The organism is Streptomyces sp. NPDC043176 (assembly GCF_056436715.1).
In genome coordinates this window covers 22,368-39,406 of record NZ_JBWKCA010000006.1, presented here as the reverse complement: position 1 = coordinate 39,406, position 17,039 = coordinate 22,368, and the positions used below count along the sequence as shown (strand labels likewise).

The window sequence follows — 17,039 nt, the reverse complement described above, 5'->3', positions numbered from 1 at the left end:
TGACGCGTTCCTTTCCTGCCTGTTGTGTCCTGGAGGTGCCCTCGTGCGCCATTTGCCCACCCCGGTGAGATGGGCCGCCACCGCGCTGGCCGTCGCGGCCTGCGCCGGTCTCAGCGGCTGTATGAGTGTCGGTGACGAGGGGGCGAAGCCGGCGCCCGGCGCGTCCGGGGGGAAGCAGGGCGTGACGGCGGAGTCCGGCGGCGGTGACGGGGGCGCGTCCGGGGGCGGCGGCTCCTGGAACGGCCGGCCGGGCAGGACCGGGCCCGAGGCGGCCGGCGCGGGTACGGAGTCCCCGGTGCCGAGCGACTCCCCCTCGGGCACGGCGAAGCCCTCCGCGGGCGCGGTGCTGCCGGTCGAGGGCCCGGGCGGCCCCGACGGTTCGCCGAAGCCGCAGCCGACGGGCGGCCACCAGGGGCCGGGCGGCGCGAACGGCGGCGGGAACGGGGACAACGGCAACGGCGGCGCGAACGGCGGCGGGACCGGCGGTCCGGGCGGCGGCGGGACCCCGCCGACGCAGGAGCCGACCGAGCCGACCCCGGAACCGACGCCCGAGCCGACGGATCCGACGCCCGAGCCGACACCGGAACCGACCTCGAACCCCACCGATCCGCCGCCGTCGGGCACCGACACCCAGCTGGGTGCGATGCGGGCGGCGGACGGGCCGGGAGCACCCTCGGAGCCGGCGGCGTCGCCGCAGGTCGGACCGGTGTGACGGAGTCCGATTTGCCATAGGTGGGGGAGGGTGCGTATGGTGGTAGATCGTTTGATCCCATTGCCCGGCGCCGACACAGAAGAGCGCCGTGTGGCGCGTACTCTCCCTAGCCGTGGCTGACCGCATTGAGGCGGTCGATTTGCGAATTCACGGAGTTGACGGGCGCGTGCCGAGACTCCGGAAGGTTTCGCATTTCGCATGTCCATTTTCAGTTCTGACCACGCCGTCCTGCCCGAGAACGACGAGATCGTCGAGGCCGTAGAGGCCACCGAGATCGCCGAGCTCGAGGCCGACATCGCCCTCGACGAGATCATCGACGCCGACTCCGACTCCTTCGAGGAGTCCGCGGAGTCCGACGAGCCCACCCTCACCTTCGGCGACCTCGGTCTGCCCGAGGGCGTCGTGCGCAAGCTCGCCCAGAACGGCGTCACCACCCCCTTCCCGATCCAGGCCGCGACCATCCCGGACGCCCTGGCCGGCAAGGACATCCTGGGCCGCGGCCGCACCGGCTCCGGCAAGACCCTCTCCTTCGGTCTGCCGCTGCTCGCCACCCTGGCCGGCGGCCACACCGACAAGAAGAAGCCCCGCGGCGTCATCCTCACCCCGACCCGTGAGCTCGCGATGCAGGTCGCGGACGCCCTCCAGCCGTACGGCGACGTGCTCGGCCTCAAGATGAAGGTCGTCTGCGGCGGTACGTCCATGGGCAACCAGATCTACGCCCTGGAGCGCGGCGTCGACATCCTCGTCGCCACCCCGGGCCGTCTGCGCGACATCATCAACCGCGGCGCCTGCTCCCTCGAGAACGTCCAGATCGCCGTCCTCGACGAGGCCGACCAGATGGCCGACCTGGGCTTCCTGCCCGAGGTCACCGAGCTGCTCGACCAGGTCCCGGTCGGCGGCCAGCGCCTCCTCTTCTCCGCCACGCTGGAGAACGAGATCGACAGCCTGGTCAAGCGCTACCTGGTGGACCCGATCACGCACGAGGTCGACCCGTCCGCCGGTGCCGTCACCACCATGACCCACCACGTCCTCGTCGTGAAGCCGAAGGACAAGGCCCCGGTCACCGCCGCGATCGCCGCCCGCAAGGGCCGCACGATCATCTTCGTCCGCACCCAGCTGGGCGCCGACCGCATCGCCGAGCAGCTGCAGGAGACCGGCGTCAAGGCCGACGCGCTGCACGGCGGCATGACGCAGGGCGCCCGTACGCGCGTCCTCGACGACTTCAAGAAGGGCTACGTCAACGCGCTCGTCGCGACCGACGTCGCCGCCCGAGGCATCCACGTCGACGGCATCGACCTGGTCCTGAACGTGGACCCGGCCGGCGACCACAAGGACTACCTGCACCGCTCGGGCCGTACCGCCCGTGCCGGCCGCTCCGGTGTCGTGGTCTCCCTGGCCCTGCCGCACCAGCGCCGCCAGATCTTCCGCCTGATGGAGGACGCGGGCGTCGACGCCTCGCGCCACATCGTCGGCGGCGCCGGCGCGTTCGACCCGGAGGTCGCCGAGATCACCGGCGCCCGTTCGCTGACCGAGGTCCAGGCCGACTCCGCGAACAACTCGGCCAAGCAGGCCGAGCGCGAGGTCGTCGACCTGACCAAGCAGCTGGAGCGCCTCCAGCGCCGTGCCGTCGAGCTCCGCGAGGAGGCCGACCGTCTGGTGGCCCGCGCCGCCCGCGAGCGTGGCGAGGACCCCGAGGCCGCCGTGGCCGAGGTGACGGAGGCCGCCGAGGCCGAGGTCGCCGCCGCGGCCGTCGAGGCCGAGCGTGTCGCGCGCATCGAGGAGCAGCGCCGCGAGGAGCGCCCCGCCCGCGACGAGCGCGGCAACTACGAGCGCCGTGACCGTGGTGGCGACCGTGGCGGCTTCCGCCGTGACGACCGTCCCTCGGGCGGTTTCAACCGTGACGACCGTGGTGGCGACCGTGGCGGCTTCCGCCGCGACAACGACCGTCCGTCGGGCGGCTTCCGCCGCGACAACGACCGTCCGTCCGGTGGCTTCCGCCGTGACGACCGTCCCTCGGGTGGTTTCAACCGTGACGACCGTGGCGGCTTCCGTCGCGACGACCGTCCCTCCGGTGGCTTCAACCGTGACGACCGTGGCGGCCGCCCCTCGGGTGGCTTCCGTCGTGACGACCGTCCCTCGGGTGGTTTCAACCGTGACGACCGCGGTGGCGACCGTGGCGGCTTCCGTCGTGACGACCGTCCCTCGGGTGGTTTCAACCGTGACGACCGCGGTGGCGACCGTGGCGGCTTCCGCCGCGACGACCGTCCCTCCGGTGGCTTCAACCGCGACGACCGCGGCGGCCGCCCGTTCGAGCGCCGCGACAACGACCGCCCCACCGGCGGCCACCGCGGCAGCGACCGTCCCTTCAACCGCGACCGTCGTGACGACCGTCCCTCCGGCGGCTTCCGCTCCGGCGGCGGCGACCGTCCCTTCGGCCGCCGCGACGACCACCGCGGCACCGGCTCCACCGGCTCCACCGGCGGCTCCTTCGGTCGCCGCGACGACAAGCCCCGCTGGAAGCGCAACGGCTGACCTGCCGTGAACCGCTGAACGAACCTCAGGGCCCGCCCCGCACTTCCGTGCGGGGCGGGCCCTGAGTCGTCGGGGCGTCCGACGGGATACGCTCAGGCGATCGATGGGGGCGGGGAGTGCCGGCCAGGGGGGCCGGCGGGAACTTCCGCCCGATCTCGGAACATCAGGTTGCCCTGGGGAGGGACCTCTCTTTGTCTCGTTTCGCACGCGCGCGGCGTCCCCGCGCGCGTATCGCCGTCCTGGCCACCGCGATGCTCGCGTCGGGCGTCGTGCTGTCGCCCGTCCTGGCGGCGCAGGCGTCGCCGATCGTGGGGATCGACCAGCTGGACGTCGCGCCGAACTGGCGGGTCGTGCCACGACAGGAGACCGTCACGGCGGTCGGACCGACGGGCTACGCGCACGAGACGGAGGGGGACGGCGGGCAGCTGGAGTGGACGGACTTCGCCGACCCGGCGAAGAGCGTTCCGCTGGGCTACGACAAGGGGTTCCTGCCCTTCGCGGAGTCCGGCACGGGCGGGCGATGGCTGTACGTGCAGCGGGGCATCGGCAGCCACTACCTGCGCGACCTGACGACCGGCACCGAGCGGGTGCTCGACATGCCGCGCGACACGGGCTACCGGGGGCTGCTCGGCGACACGCTGCTCTTCCAGCAGTACGCGTCCGAGGACCTCTCCTCGACCACCGGCTACCACCTGCGCAGCGCCGGGAACCCGGCGGCGGCTCCCGTGCCGGTGACCGGCTGGCCCGCCGACGCGGACCTGCACCACGCGCGCCTCGCGGCCGGTGACGGCTCCGTCGCCGTGATCCGCTTCGGCCGTACGGGCGCCGCACAGCCGTACGACTACACCGACCTGGGCGTCGTCGACCTGGGCACCGGACAGATGACCGTGCTGGCCGCCCCGACCCCGACCGACAGCGCGCTCGTCGCGCCGGTGGCGGTCGGCCCCGAGCGGATCGCCTGGGTGGACAGGAACCGCACGGTCCACGTGCGGCAGCGCTCCGCGCTGAACGGGCCCGAGCAGACCCGCGTACTCCCCGAGGGCCTGGGCACCGCCCGCATCGGCCTGGTCGGCGACTGGATCCTCGCGGTCGGCGACGCCTCGGGCACGGACGCCGCACTGCACCGGCCGCTCGTCGCGCTGCACCCCGACGGCCGCACGCAGCAGCTCCTGGAGAAGGCCGAGGGCGAACTCACCCAGCTCTCCGGCGCGGACGGGACGGCCGTCGTCGGCGGCACGTCTTCCTCCGACTGGTCCCTCTTCAAGGCCGTCCCGGTGAAGGACGGCGGCGCTCCGGTCCTGGAGAAGCTGCGCCGCCTCGACCCGCTGCCGGCCGAGGTGCGGTCGCTCGCCCTCGGCGCGGGCCGGCTCTCCTCCCTGGAGCTGGACACCCTTCAGGGCAGCGGCTTCTACGGCCGTACGCCGCTTCCGGTCGGGCCGGTGCACACGGGGCATCCGCAGCCGGTGTGGGCGGGCGCGGAGACCAGGCAGCTGGAGAGCGGCACGCCGCTGTTCGACAGCGGGGACGGCCGTACGGTCTATCTGGCCCGTGAGGCCTCCCGGCCGCTCGAGGTCACCGCCCGCACCTCCGCCGGTCAGGTGAGCCGGGTGTACACCGGAGAGGCGAACGGCCGGATCACCGACGTCTTCGGCCGGCGTGCGGTCTTCCAGGGCGGCGCCCGGACGCTCGTCGTGGACCTCGACGGGCAGAGCGTCGTCCGCGAGACGCCGTCCGCACCGGCGGCCCTCTGGGGCGACACCCTGTACGCGGGCTCGACCGCCGCGGGCGAGGTGACGCGTACCGACCTGGCCACCGGCAAGGACCTCGGCAAGGTCACGACCGGTGCGGCGTGCGTTCCGACGGAGCTTCAGGCGTCCGCCGGCCGCTGGCTGTACTGGGGGTGCGGCTCGGCCCAGCAGGGCGTGGTGGACCTCCGGACGAACACACGGCTCCAGCTGTCCACGGGAGCGGCCGGCGGCGCCCTGCTGGGCGACGGCTACGTCGTCGACCGGGACGCCGGCGAGTATCTCCGGCTCACCGACCTGACGCAGGTCTCCAACGGCAAGCCGGCGGTGCGCAGGCTCGTCGACTCCGCTCCCGTGCGCGGCGCCCGCCGCGAGTCCTGGACCGTGGACCGCTTCGGCGGGGCCGTCGCCTACAAGGACGCCGAGAACCTCGTCCACGTCGTGTGGCCCGGCGTTCCCACCTCCGACCTCACCGCCGCCTCGGCGAAGGCGCCGACGACCATGCGGCTGCAGGACGGCTGGAAGGCGTCCTGGGCCCTGTCCAAGCCCTCGTCGTTCTGGCAGCTGACGCTGCGCGACCTGTTCGGGAACCCGGTCCGCACCTACGGCGGCGGCGAGACCCGGAGCCGTATCGACGTCTCCTGGGACGGCAGGACGGCGGCGGGGAAGCCCGTGCCGAACGCCCGGTACACCTGGCACCTGCAGGCGAACACGGCGGACGGGCAGGGCAGCGACCTGTCCCTGACCGGCACGGTCACGGTCTCCGGCGGCCAGCCGGCCTGGCGTGACATGGCCGGGAACGACGGCCAGGGCGACCTGCTCGCGATGGACACGACCGGCCTGGTGTCGCTGTACCGCGGCGACGGGTACGGCGGACTGTCCGCGCGCGTCACCGCGACGGGCACCAAGTTCCCCGCCACCTCCGTCCTCGTGCCGTTCGGCGACGTGAACGCCGACGGCTGCGCGGACGTCCTCGCCCGGGTCGGTGACCAGCTGCGGGCGTACCGGCCCGGCTGCGGGAAGGTCGTCTCGGCCTCCTCGCCGTACACGCTGCTCGGCTCCGGCTGGGGGCAGTACGACATCCTGACGTCCCCCGGCGACGCGAACGGCGACGGCTTCACCGACCTGATCGCCCGCCAGACGACGACCGGCGACATGTACTTCTACGCCGGAACGGCCGACCACCGCATGAAGCCCCGGGTCCGGACCGGCACCAACTGGAAGCTGTACAAGAAGGTCATCGGCGCCGGCGACCTCAACCGCGACGGGCGCGGCGACCTGATCGGCATCGACGCCTCCGGCGTCCTGTGGCGCTACTACGCCACCGCGACCGGCGGTTTCAGCCCCCGCGTCCAGGCCGGTACCGGCTGGGGTGCCTACAGCTCCGTGGTGGGCACCGGCGACATCTCCGGCGACGGCTGCGCCGACCTCACCGCCCGCGACACGGCGGGCCGGCTCTACTCCTACGACGGCACCTGCGCCGGTTCCTGGCGCCCCCGCCTGCTTATCGGCACCGGCGGCTGGAACACCTACAAGGGCCTCTTCTGACGCCCACCCACCCCGCCCGCTCCCCGTACGCCCCCGACGCCCCGGCCGCCCCGGCCGGGGCACCGGCCCGGCGACCGGTCCGACGCACGGCGCGGCCGGTGTCGGATACCCGATCGGTTCCGGGGATCTCTCGGGCTATGCTGCACGGGTGTGCTTGTCCACGGGCCGTTAGCTCAATTGGCAGAGCAGTGGACTTTTAATCCATTGGTTGTGGGTTCGAGTCCCACACGGCCTACCGAGCACAGGCGAGGGGTGACCCTCTGACCTGCCACGGAGCGCCCCGACCGGTTTCAACTGGTCGGGGCGCTCCGTCGTTCGGGGCGTGGCTCGGTCGAAGGGCGGGCGTCCCCGGCCGGAGTCGCCCAGGAAGTCGGCCGAGCCCTCGCCGACGACGGTGCCGGTGCCGAAGCCGTCACCGGCGCCCAGGTCGTTCCGAGTACGCGGGGCGGGGCGGGGCTCACTCCGGGCGGCGGTAGGTGCAGACGTTGACGCCCAGGGGGCTGGTGACGGTGGAGACCAGTTCGAGGGTGCGCATGGTGCCGTCCGTGGGGAAGAGCGACTTGCCGCCGCCGAGGAGCACCGGCATGACGATGAGGCGGAGTTCGTCGGCGAGGTCCTCGGTGAGCAGCGTGCGGACCAGGGACGGGCTGCCCATGACGAGGAGGTCGCCGCCGGGGGCCCGGTGGAGTTCGCGGAGGCGGGCGAGGGTCTTGTCGCCGGGGATGAGCGTGGTGTTGTTCCAGCTGAGGTCGGCCTCGCCGAGGGTCTTCGAGACGACGTACTTCGGGATCGCGTTCATGCGGTCGGCGAAGGGGTCGCCGGCCCGCGCCGGCCACGCGCCGGCCATCGTCTGCCAGGTGCGGCGGCCGAAGAGCAGCGCCTCGGCCCGCTCGGTGGCCTCGGCGAAGGCGCCGCCGACGACCTCCGGGTCGAAGAAGGGGCCGGTCCAGCCGCCGTTGGCGAATCCGCCGTCGGTGTCCTCCTTGGGGCCCCCGGGGGCCTGGACGACGCCGTCGAGACTCATGAACTCGGTGATGACGATGCGCATGGACCCGCTCCTGTGTGCTCGTTCGGTCGCTTCGATGTGGGGTACGCAGGTTGAGACGGCGGCGACGCCCGGGAATCATCGCCCTCTCGAAGATCTTTTTCCCGCGAACGGGTCCTTCCGGAGCGCGAGGTGGGGCAGCGTGGGTGAGTCTGGACCGTGGAGCGCTGGGGCGCGGAGCGTGGAGGTGGGGCCGGTGACGGCGACGGAGAACGGGTCAGGGGACCCGATGGCCACGGCCCGGCGGCTGGCCCGGTGCGCACTCCTCGCCGCGGCGGCGGCGGTGGTCCTGCTGCTGACGGGACTCGGCGCCGGCGGGCTGCTGATCCTCGTGATCGGGCTCGCCGGACTCGTCGCGTCGGCCGTGGGCATCTGGTGGTTCCTCGCCCACCGCGGGCCGCTGCGGTTCCTCGGCGCGCTGGTGGCCGTCGGCGCGCCCGTCGCGACCCTGGTCCTCTACACCGTCGGGGGCCTGTGGCTGACCGCGCTCCTCTCCCTCGGCCTGTGGGCGGTGGCGCTGCTGTGCGCGCGGGCCGCCCTGCGCCGCCCCCAGGAGCGGCGCGGGCCCGGTACGACGACGGACCGGGCGCGCGGCGTGCGCCGGCCGCGGCCCCGCCGGCCGGTCCTGATCATGAACCCGAAGTCAGGGGGCGGGAAGGTCGGCCACTTCGGACTGGTCGAGCACGCGGAGAAGCTGGGCGCGCGGGTGATCCTGATCGACCCGTCCGTCGAGACCGACGTCGCCGCGCTCGCCCGGGAGGCCGTCGCCGACGGCGCCGACCTGCTGGGGGTGGCCGGCGGCGACGGGACCCAGGCCCTGGTGGCCGCGGTGGCCGCCGAGCACGACCTGCCGTTCCTCGTCATCTCGGCCGGCACCCGGAACCACTTCGCCCTCGACCTCGGTCTCGACCGCGACGACCCGTCGAAGTGCCTGGACGCCCTCGTCGACGGCGAGGAGCTCCGGGTCGACCTGGGCTCGGTCTCCGGCCGGGCCTTCGTGAACACCGTCTCCTTCGGCGTGTACGCGGACGTCGTCCAGCGCCCCGAGTACCGCGACGCGAAGGCGGGCACCGCCCTCGACGCCCTGCCCGATCTGCTCCAGGGCGGTCAGGGGCCCGGTCTCGACGCGACCGCCGGCGGCAACCGGCTGGTCGCGCAGCAGGCGATCCTCGTCAGCAACAACCCGTACGCGGCCCCCGACCCCTTCAGCGCCGCCGCCGCCCGCAGACCCCGCCTCGACGGCGGCGAACTCGGCGTCATCGGCGTCCGGGTGACGAGCGCCGCGGAGGCCGCCGGTCTGGCGGTCTGGGGCACGCAGGCGACCGCCCTGAACGTCCTGACCGCCGAACGGGTCGAGGTCGTCGGCACCTCGGGAAGCCCCGGGAACGGCAACGGGACCGGCGGCGGGACCGGTGAAAGGAACGGGGCCGGGAATGGGACCGGTGAAAGGAACGGGACCGGGAACGGGACCGGTGAAAGGAACGGGAACGGGAATGGGACCGGTGAAAGGAACGGGAACGGGAATGGGAACGGGACCGGCAACGGCGTTGGCGGATACGACCCCGGCACCATCCCCGTAGCCGTCGACGGCGAGGCGCTCGTCCTGCCCACCCCGGTCGTCTGCACCCTCCGCCCGCGCGCCCTGCGGGTCCTGGTGCCGCGGGACCGGCCGGGCTCCGTCCTGCCCAGGCCGCCCCTCGACTGGCGGCGGATCACCGCGCTCGCGCTCCACAGTTCATCCGGCACCACGTGAAGGAACAGCACATGACCACGACGACGATGACCGGTCCGATCCGGGACATCCTCCGGGACCTCCGCGCGGTCGACGGCGCCGTGTACGCCGCCGTGGCGGCGACTCCCACGCCCGCGCTCGACGCGGGGCTGCGCCGGCTGTCCAGGACGGCCGACCACTCGAAGATCTCGTTCGGGGTGGCGGCCGCGCTCGCCCTGGTGCCGGGCCGGCCGCGCCGTGCGGCGCTGGCCGGGCTCGGGGCGATCGCGGTGGCCTCGGCCTCGGCCAACCTGCTGGGCAAGCGGCTGGTCCGCAGGGCGAGGCCGGACCGGGAGGCGGCCCGGGTGGAGGTGGCCCGCCACGTCCCCATGCCCGACTCGGCGTCGTTCCCGTCCGGGCACACCGCGTCGGCGGTGGCCTTCGCCACCGCCGTCGGCATGGTCCTGCCGGGCGCTGCGGCGCCCCTCGGGGTCCTCGCGGGGGCCGTGGGCTACTCCCGGGTGCACACCGGGGTGCACTACCCCGGCGACGTCGCCGCGGGCGCGGTCCTCGGCGTCGTGAGCGCGGCCGTCGCCCTGACGGTCGAGGCGTCCTGGGCGGCCGCCAGGCGGAGGTGAGCCGCCGTCACGAGGCCGTACCGCACGGCGTGTCCGCTACGCGGCCCGGGCCAGCTCCTCCTCCGTGAGGCCGAGGCCGGCCAGGCGGTCCGGGTCGGCGAGGACCTGGAGCGCGACGATCCGGTCTCCGGAGATGGTGAAGGACAGGAGCGAGACCGGGCGTCCCTTGGCGACGGAGAGGAACGCGGGCGCGCCGTTGACCACGACCGGCAGTGCCGCCTGGCGGAACTTGGCGTACATGAGGGCCTGCGAGATGACGGCCTCGGCGCCCCGCACCAGCTTGGACGCGCCCGCGAGGACGCGGCCGCCGTCCGCGCGCAGCACCACGTCCGGGTCGAGGACGGCGAGGAGGCCCTCGAAGTCGCCGCCGTTCGCGGCGGCGAGGAAGGCGTCGGCGATCTCCCGCTGGCGCCGGGCGTCGGGGCCCGGGGCGGGGGTGGCGTCCTGCACCCGGCGGCGGGCGCGGCTGGCGAGCTGCCGGGTGGCGGCCGGCGTGCGGTCCACGATCTGCGCGATCTCGTCGAAGGAGACGGCGAACATGTCGTGCAGCACGAACGCGAGCCGTTCGGCCGGCGAGAGGGTCTCCAGGACGACGAGGAGCGCGAGGCCGACCGTCTCGGTGAGTTCGGCGGCGTGCTCCGGGTCGGTGGTGTCCGCGACCCGGACCACCGGGTCGGGGACGTAGTACTCCAGTGGGTCCTCGCGGCGCGAGGAGCGCGAGCGCAGCATGTCCAGACAGACGCGGCCGACGACCGTGGTCAGCCAGCCGCTGAGGTTCTCCACCCCGCTGACGTCGGCGCGGCTCAGCTTGATCCAGGCTTCCTGGACGGCGTCCTCGGCCTCGCTGAGCGATCCCAGCATCCGGTAGGCCACCGCCCGCAGATGGTTCCGGTCGGCCTCGAAGCGCCGGGCCAGGAGTTCCTTGTCGGCGTCCCCGGCCGTGAACTCCCCGTCGGCACGTTCCTTCTCGGCGTCCACTCGTCGATCTCCCCCTTCGCGTCCCGTCATGTCGTCATGACGGAGGAAACGCTGCCTATGTGACACGAACCGAGGGGCTCCGGGTGGGCCGTGCCGTATCGGCACGTGAGATCCCCGCTGTCCGCCGGAGAAGGCCCGGGATTCCCCGGCGTAAGTCGTCGAGCACCGTGGATCCCCCCTTCAGCTCGATGATCATCATCCGTAGATTGATCACCATGACGACGACAGAGACGCAGGTCAACCCCGTTCTCCGGACCCCGCCGGCTTCTCCCGCCGCGGCGGCCGCCTACTTCTCCGCGAGCCTGGCCTTCCACGCCGACGTCTCGGACGTGGCCTCCGCGCTGGCCACCGCGGCGGCCGAGGGCACCGACCCCGGCTTCGCGGTGATCGACTCGCGCTCGACGGCCTCCTGGGACCAGGGGCACGTCCCCGGCGCGATCCACCTGCCGACCGCGCTCATCCCCGAGCAGGCCGAGCAGCTGCTCGACCGGTCGGTGCCGGTCGTCACCTACTGCTGGGGCCCCGGCTGCAACGGCGCCACGCGCGCCGCGCTGGCCCTCGCCGAGCGGGGCTTCCAGGTCAAGGAGATGCTCGGCGGCTTCGAGTACTGGGTGCGTGAGGGCTTCGCGTACGAGACCTGGGAGGGGCCCGCGGAGAAGGCCGCGGACCCCCTGACGGCACCGGTCGACTCCGACGACTGCGGGTGCTGACGTAAACCGATTTCGTGATCGCCCCGGTCATGGCGTAGAGTCGTGTTTACCGACGCGGGGTGGAGCAGCTCGGTAGCTCGCTGGGCTCATAACCCAGAGGTCGCAGGTTCAAATCCTGTCCCCGCTACTCAGTAGCAACGAAGGCCCGGATCCATTCACTGGATCCGGGCCTTCGTCGTTCTCCGGCGCTCTCCGCTTGACCTTTACGCGACGTCAAGATCTAGCGTTCTCGGCATGGAGTGGTCGATCCAAGAGGTCGCCAAGAAGGCCGGCACCACCAGCCGCACCCTCCGCCACTACGGGGAGCGCGGACTGCTGGAGCCGAGCCGGATCGGCGCGAACGGTTACCGGTACTACGACCAGGCGGCGCTGGTACGGCTCCAGCGCATCCTGCTGCTGCGCGAGCTGGGGCTCTCCCTGTCCGCGATCGCCGAGGTCCTCGAAGGTCAGCGGGACACGTCCGCCGCGCTGCGGACCCATCTCGCGCTCCTGGAGCAGGAGCGCGAGCGCATCGGACGCCGGATCGCGTCGGTGCGGACCACTCTCCACAAGACCGAGAACGGAGAAGAGCTCATGGCCGATGAAGTGTTCGACGGCTTCGACCACACGGTGCACGAGAAGGAGGTGACCGAGCGCTGGGGCCGCGAGGCGTACGAGAAGGGCGACCGCTGGTGGCGCTCGCTCGACGCCGACCGGAAGAAGGCCTTCATGGAGGAACAGGCCGGTATCGCCCGCGACTTCGGGCAGGCGGCCCGGGACGGCCTGGCCGCCGACAGCGACGAGGTGCAGGCCATCACGCGGCGCCAGATCACCTGGCTCTCGGCCACCACGACCCCCACCAAGGAGTACGTGATCGGCCTCGGCCGGATGTACGTCGACGACCCGCGCTTCACTGCGAACTACGACAAGCACGGCGAGGGCACCGCGGTCCTCGTCCGCGACGCCATGCGGATCTACGCGGAGCGCAACCTCTAGGGCCTGTCTGGCCCGCGGTGGATTCCGGCGGAAGCAGACGGTGGCCGACACCGGGCCCGCCCCTTTGCGGGTGCGAGGTGCCCCACCGTAATGCCGCGCGCGTCATGAGTGACGCGCGTGTGAGCGGCAGGAACGAACTGAGCCGGCGGGCGCCCGCCGTGCTCGCGCTCCTGGCGCTCCTCGCGCTCCTCGTCGCCCATGGCGCCCGGGTGCACGTCGTGCCCGAGCCGAGCCCGCGGGCGGCCGGCAGCAGGCCCGGATGGACCGGGTCGCCGAGCTGCTGACGAGCCTGCCCGGCGCCTGGTGCCCGGTGGCCCGACCCGTACGGAAACCCCGACCCTCCCGACGCGTACGCCAGCCGGGCGGCCGGGCTGTCCGGGCTGCTGCGGATCACGGTCTGCGCGACGGCCACGGCCCTGCTCTCCAGGGGCGGACGTCCGGGGGAGGCGGCGAAGGGGGACCGACGACGGCCGTACGGGGGAGGCGGCCGGAGGGGTCCGGGGTCCGGCGGGGCCAGGGGGCCGGGGGCTACGCCACTCGGCCCCGCGGGAGTCGCCGCCCCGTGCGGCGGCGGCCACCCTGGGAGGGCGCGGTGCGGACCGCGGCCGGTCGGACCGGGCAGGAGAGCACAGGTGGGGCACCCCCAGGAGGCGGCGGGCGGCGTACGGCGGCGTGAGCCGCGGCGCGCGTACGGCGGCGCCGGGCGCTTCATCCGCGCGCTGCCCCCGCTGGTCATCGCGGGCGGTGTCGTCTTCGACGTGTCGACGCCGCCCGCCTACACGGCGGCGCCGCTCTTCTCCGCAGCCCCGTTGATCGCCGCGCCCTTCTTCTCCCTGCTCACCACCCTGCTCACCGGGATCGGCGCCGTCCTCGCCTCCGTCGGGCTGCACCTCTACAACGGCACCGCCGGCGAGATCCCGGCCCTCACCGAGACCCTGACCGTCCTCACCGTCTCCGCGCTCGCCCTCCTCATCAACCGGGTCGTGCGCCGCAGCGGCGAGCGGCTCGCCTCGGCGCGGGTCATCGCGGAGACCGCGCAGAAGGCGGTCCTGCCGATGCCCGCCGAGCGGATCGGCGGCCTCCAGTGCGCTGCGCGGTACGAGGCGGCGCAGGCGGACGCGTTCATCGGCGGCGACCTGTTCGCCGTCCAGGACACCCCGCACGGGGTGCGGCTCGTGGTCGGGGACGTCCGGGGCAAGGGGTTGGACGCGGTGGAGGCCGTCGCGGTCGTCATCGGGGCCTTCCGGGAGGCGGCCGAGCAGGAACGGACCCTGGAGGGCGTGGCCCAGCGCCTCGAACGGGCGCTGGCCCGGGAGGGCACCCGCCGGCACGGCTTCGACGCCTTCGAGGGGTTCACCACCGCCGTGCTCGCCGAGATCCCGCGCGCCGACGCCGGCGACACCGGCGGCGCGTTCGGCGGGTTCGTACGGGTGGTGAACCGCGGGCACCCGCCCCCGCTGATGCTGTACGCGGACGGGCGCCTCGACCTGATGGAGCCGGCCGAGGCGGCGCTGCCCCTCGGCATGGGGGACCTGGCGGCGTGGCCGGACCGGGCCGAGGCGAAGCCGTATCCGCCGGGCGCGACCCTGCTCTTCTACACCGACGGCCTCTCGGAGGCGCGGAACGCGCAGGGCGTCTTCTACGACCCGGCCGCGCGGCTCGCCGGCCGGATCTTCCCGGGACCCGAGGAGCTCCTCGACGCGCTCGTGGACGACGTACGCCTCCATACGGGCGGCGGGTCGACGGACGACATGGCACTGCTCGCGGTGAGCCGGCCGGCCGCGGGGCAGCCGGAGCGGCGCCGGACCATGCCGGTGGTGCCGCCGGGTGGGCGCGACGACCGCAGCTCCGGTCACCAGGCGTAGTCGAGGGGTGTCACTGCGATAACAATTGACATAACGTCAGATCTTGGGGGTTTGGGGTTTGCATTCTGAAGGGTGGTCAACTCGGACTATTCCGCCCCAATTCAATGAACGATCAAGGGGGACAGCTTGGAATCGGGACCCCCTGTCTATTAACGTTCGATAACGCAGCGCGGTCGTCACACCCGTCGCAAGAGGCGGCACCGTGCGCACGCGCCGAATCCTGAAAAGGAACCGGGGAACCACTACTTGGGGTGAATCGGGCCTTTCGCACCCGTGCGACCGTGCCCGTAGGAGACCTTCCTGCTCCGAACCCGTCAGCTAACCCGGTAGGCGAGAAGGAAGGAAAGGAGCGCGCCTCCGTGGCGTCCAATCCCCCCGCACCCGAAGTCCCCTTCGATGCCTTCGGCGGTGGTGCGGGTCCCGCAGCTCCGGACACCGAGTGGAATCCCACCGAGGACTCCCTCCGCGCGCAGAGCCGCTCCGGCGGCCGCCACCGCGTCGTCAAGCAGCGCTCCAACTTCGCCCGCTCCTCCACCGTCCTCGGCGTCGGCGTGATCGCCGCCGTCGGCGCGGGCGGCCTCGCCACCGCGCAGGAGAAGCCGCCGGTCGCGATATCGCTCCCGGACCTCCCCGACCTCGGCCTCCCGGACGCCCACGACCTGCCCGGCGTCGGCGACCTCCTCGGCGAGGACAGCGAGCCCGTCAGCGCGGCCCGCGCCAACCCGAACCCGCTCACCGCAGCCACCTACACCACGGCCTCGGACGAGCGGGCCGACACGGCCACCCGGACCGCGACCGGCGCCGCCGACGCGGGCGAGGCCCTGCGCGCCCGCATCCTCCAGCAGGCCGAGCAGCAGCAGGCCTCCGCCGACGCCGCCGACAAGGCCGCGGCGGAGAAGCTGGCGGCCGAGAAGGCCGCCGCCGAGGCCCTGGCCAAGGAGGCCGCCGCGGAGAAGGCGGCCGCCGATGCCAAGGCGAAGGCCGAGGCGGAAGCCAAGGCCAAGGCGGAGGCGGAAGCCGCCGCGAAGGCGGAGGCCGAGCGCCTCGCCCAGCTCGCGGCCAGCTACTCGCTGCCGATCTCCTCGTACACCCTCACCGCCACCTACATGCAGTCCGGCTCGATGTGGTCCTCCGGCTACCACACCGGCCTCGACTTCGCGGCGCCCACCGGCACCCCGCTCAAGGCGGTCCACGGCGCCACCGTGAAGTCCGCCGGCTGGTCCGGCTCCTACGGCTACCGGATCGTCCTGGAGCTGGAGGACGGCACCGAGGTCTGGTACTGCCACCTCTCGTCCATGACGGTCTCCGTCGGCCAGACCGTGGGCACCGGCGAGACCATCGGCCGCGTCGGCGCCACCGGCAACGTCACCGGCGCCCACCTCCACATGGAGGTCCACACCTCCGGCGGCGACGGCATCGACCCGGCGGCCTGGCTCCGCTCCAAGGGCCTGAGCCTCTGAGGATCTGAGGCCCCTGGGGGCCTGAGCCTGTGGGGGCCGGCCCCTGGGGGCCTGAGCTTCCGACGGCCGGGCTTCCGACGGCCGGACCTCCGGTGACCGGGCCTCCGAGAGCCCGGGCCCTCCGCAAGGAATAGGCCCGGCGGCGGGCGGGGTTGACCCCCGCATGACCTCACTCCGCCCGCTGGGCAGCTCCGACCTGCACGTCTTCCCCCTCGCCCTGGGCGGCAACGTCTTCGGCTGGACCGCCGACGAGGCCCAGTCCTTCGCCGTCCTCGACGCCTATGCCGCCGCCGGCGGCAACTTCGTCGACTCCGCCGACATGTACTCCGCGTGGGCCGAGGGCAACGAGGGCGGCGAGTCCGAGACCGTCATCGGCCGCTGGCTCGCCTCCCGCGGCAACCGCGCCGACGTCGTCGTCGCCACCAAGGTCGGTGCCCACCCGCACTTCAAGGGGCTCTCCGGCACCACCATCAAGGGCGCCGCGGAGGAGTCGCTGCGCCGCCTCGGCACCGACCACATCGACCTCTACTACACGCACTTCGACGACGAGACCGTTCCGGTCGAGGAGATCGTCACCGCCCTCGACCAGCTGGTGAAGGACGGCAAGGTGCGCGCCGTCGCCGCCTCCAACATCTCCCCGGAGCGGCTGCGCGCGTCCCTCGACTTCGCCGAGGCCGAGGGCCTGACCCGTTACGTGGCCCTCCAGCCGCACTACAACCTGGTGTCCCGCGCCACCTACGAGGGCCCGCTCCTGGAGACCGCCGAGCGGGCCGGGCTCGCCGCCGTCCCCTACTACGGCCTCGCCTCCGGCTTCCTCACCGGCAAGTACCGTCCCGGCGCCACCGTCGACAGCGTCCGCGCGGCGGGAGCCGGCGGCCACCTCGACACCGAGCGCGGCCGGGCCGTCCTCTCGGCGCTCGACTCCGTCGCGGAGGCCCACGAGGCGGAGCTCGCCACCGTCGCCCTCGCCTGGCTCGCCTCCCGGCCCACCGTCGTCGCGCCGATCGCCTCGGCCCGCACGGTGGAGCAGCTCCCGGCGCTGGTCGCGTCCGCCGACCTCACGCTCACCGACGCCGAGCTGGCCCTGCTCACCGAGGCGTCCGCCGCCTGACGCCGTCTG

General features: G+C 73.4%; 13 protein-coding genes, 2 tRNA genes and 1 riboswitch. Of the genes, 13 read left to right on the top strand and 2 right to left on the bottom strand.

Going from position 1 to position 17,039, the window contains the following annotated elements; genetic code table 11:
- The first annotated feature begins 43 nt into the window (after positions 1 to 43).
- From AC067A_RS11515 to AC067A_RS11500, 4 genes are all read left to right on the top strand, one after another.
- A complete protein-coding gene (locus tag AC067A_RS11515) occupies positions 44 to 712 on the top strand; it encodes a hypothetical protein (RefSeq protein ID WP_478617889.1) in 669 nt (222 codons plus the stop codon).
- Positions 713 to 910: 198 nt separating this feature from the next.
- Positions 911 to 3,244 carry a DEAD/DEAH box helicase gene (locus AC067A_RS11510; RefSeq protein ID WP_478617886.1) on the top strand — a complete coding sequence of 778 codons (2,334 nt, stop codon included), beginning with the start codon at positions 911 to 913 and terminating at the stop codon, positions 3,242 to 3,244.
- A 191-nt stretch (positions 3,245 to 3,435) separates the two neighbouring features.
- The gene (locus AC067A_RS11505) at positions 3,436 to 6,537 is read left to right on the top strand and encodes an FG-GAP-like repeat-containing protein (RefSeq protein WP_478617883.1); all 3,102 of its coding nucleotides are present in this window, start codon (positions 3,436 to 3,438) and stop codon (positions 6,535 to 6,537) included.
- Between the two features lie 162 nt (positions 6,538 to 6,699).
- Positions 6,700 to 6,772 (top strand) — tRNA-Lys (locus AC067A_RS11500).
- Between the two features lie 222 nt (positions 6,773 to 6,994).
- Here the strand turns inward: AC067A_RS11500 and AC067A_RS11495 are convergent.
- Positions 6,995 to 7,585 (bottom strand): dihydrofolate reductase family protein, encoded by a 591-nt coding sequence (locus tag AC067A_RS11495; RefSeq protein WP_478617880.1) that lies wholly within the window; start codon positions 7,583 to 7,585, stop codon positions 6,995 to 6,997.
- A gap of 226 nt (positions 7,586 to 7,811) precedes the next feature.
- Here AC067A_RS11495 and AC067A_RS11490 point away from each other — a divergent pair, with 226 nt between their 5' ends.
- Positions 7,812 to 9,335 (top strand): diacylglycerol/lipid kinase family protein, encoded by a 1,524-nt coding sequence (locus AC067A_RS11490; protein WP_478618762.1) that lies wholly within the window; start codon positions 7,812 to 7,814, stop codon positions 9,333 to 9,335.
- Positions 9,336 to 9,346: 11 nt separating this feature from the next.
- Complete coding sequence (locus AC067A_RS11485) at positions 9,347 to 9,931, top strand: phosphatase PAP2 family protein (RefSeq protein ID WP_478617877.1); 585 nt, start codon at positions 9,347 to 9,349, stop codon at positions 9,929 to 9,931.
- Between the two features lie 36 nt (positions 9,932 to 9,967).
- Here the strand turns inward: AC067A_RS11485 and sigJ are convergent, their stop codons facing one another.
- On the bottom strand, positions 9,968 to 10,939 hold the full coding sequence (sigJ, locus tag AC067A_RS11480) for an RNA polymerase sigma factor SigJ (RefSeq protein ID WP_478617874.1): 972 nt from the start codon (positions 10,937 to 10,939) through the stop codon (positions 9,968 to 9,970).
- A 185-nt stretch (positions 10,940 to 11,124) separates the two neighbouring features.
- Between sigJ and AC067A_RS11475 the strand changes: the two genes are divergently transcribed.
- The 7 genes from AC067A_RS11475 (at position 11,125) to AC067A_RS11445 (ending at position 17,030) form a co-directional block, all read left to right on the top strand.
- Positions 11,125 to 11,619, top strand: coding sequence for a rhodanese-like domain-containing protein (locus tag AC067A_RS11475; protein ID WP_478617871.1), 495 nt, complete (start codon positions 11,125 to 11,127; stop codon positions 11,617 to 11,619).
- Between the two features lie 53 nt (positions 11,620 to 11,672).
- Positions 11,673 to 11,746: transfer RNA gene (locus AC067A_RS11470), tRNA-Met, on the top strand.
- A gap of 107 nt (positions 11,747 to 11,853) precedes the next feature.
- Entirely contained in the window at positions 11,854 to 12,594 is a 741-nt protein-coding gene (locus tag AC067A_RS11465; protein WP_478617868.1) for a MerR family transcriptional regulator, read from the top strand.
- 104 nt (positions 12,595 to 12,698) lie between these two features.
- Positions 12,699 to 12,878, top strand: a complete 180-nt coding sequence (locus tag AC067A_RS11460) for a hypothetical protein (protein ID WP_478617865.1) — start codon at positions 12,699 to 12,701, stop codon at positions 12,876 to 12,878.
- 348 nt (positions 12,879 to 13,226) lie between these two features.
- Positions 13,227 to 14,459, top strand: a complete 1,233-nt coding sequence (locus tag AC067A_RS11455) for a PP2C family protein-serine/threonine phosphatase (protein ID WP_478617862.1) — start codon at positions 13,227 to 13,229, stop codon at positions 14,457 to 14,459.
- A 201-nt stretch (positions 14,460 to 14,660) separates the two neighbouring features.
- A riboswitch (cyclic di-AMP (ydaO/yuaA leader) is annotated at positions 14,661 to 14,807 on the top strand.
- An 11-nt stretch (positions 14,808 to 14,818) separates the two neighbouring features.
- Positions 14,819 to 15,919 (top strand): M23 family metallopeptidase, encoded by a 1,101-nt coding sequence (locus tag AC067A_RS11450; protein ID WP_478617860.1) that lies wholly within the window; start codon positions 14,819 to 14,821, stop codon positions 15,917 to 15,919.
- Between the two features lie 163 nt (positions 15,920 to 16,082).
- Positions 16,083 to 17,030 carry an aldo/keto reductase gene (locus AC067A_RS11445; RefSeq protein WP_478617857.1) on the top strand — a complete coding sequence of 316 codons (948 nt, stop codon included), beginning with the start codon at positions 16,083 to 16,085 and terminating at the stop codon, positions 17,028 to 17,030.
- Positions 17,031 to 17,039 lie beyond the last annotated feature (9 nt).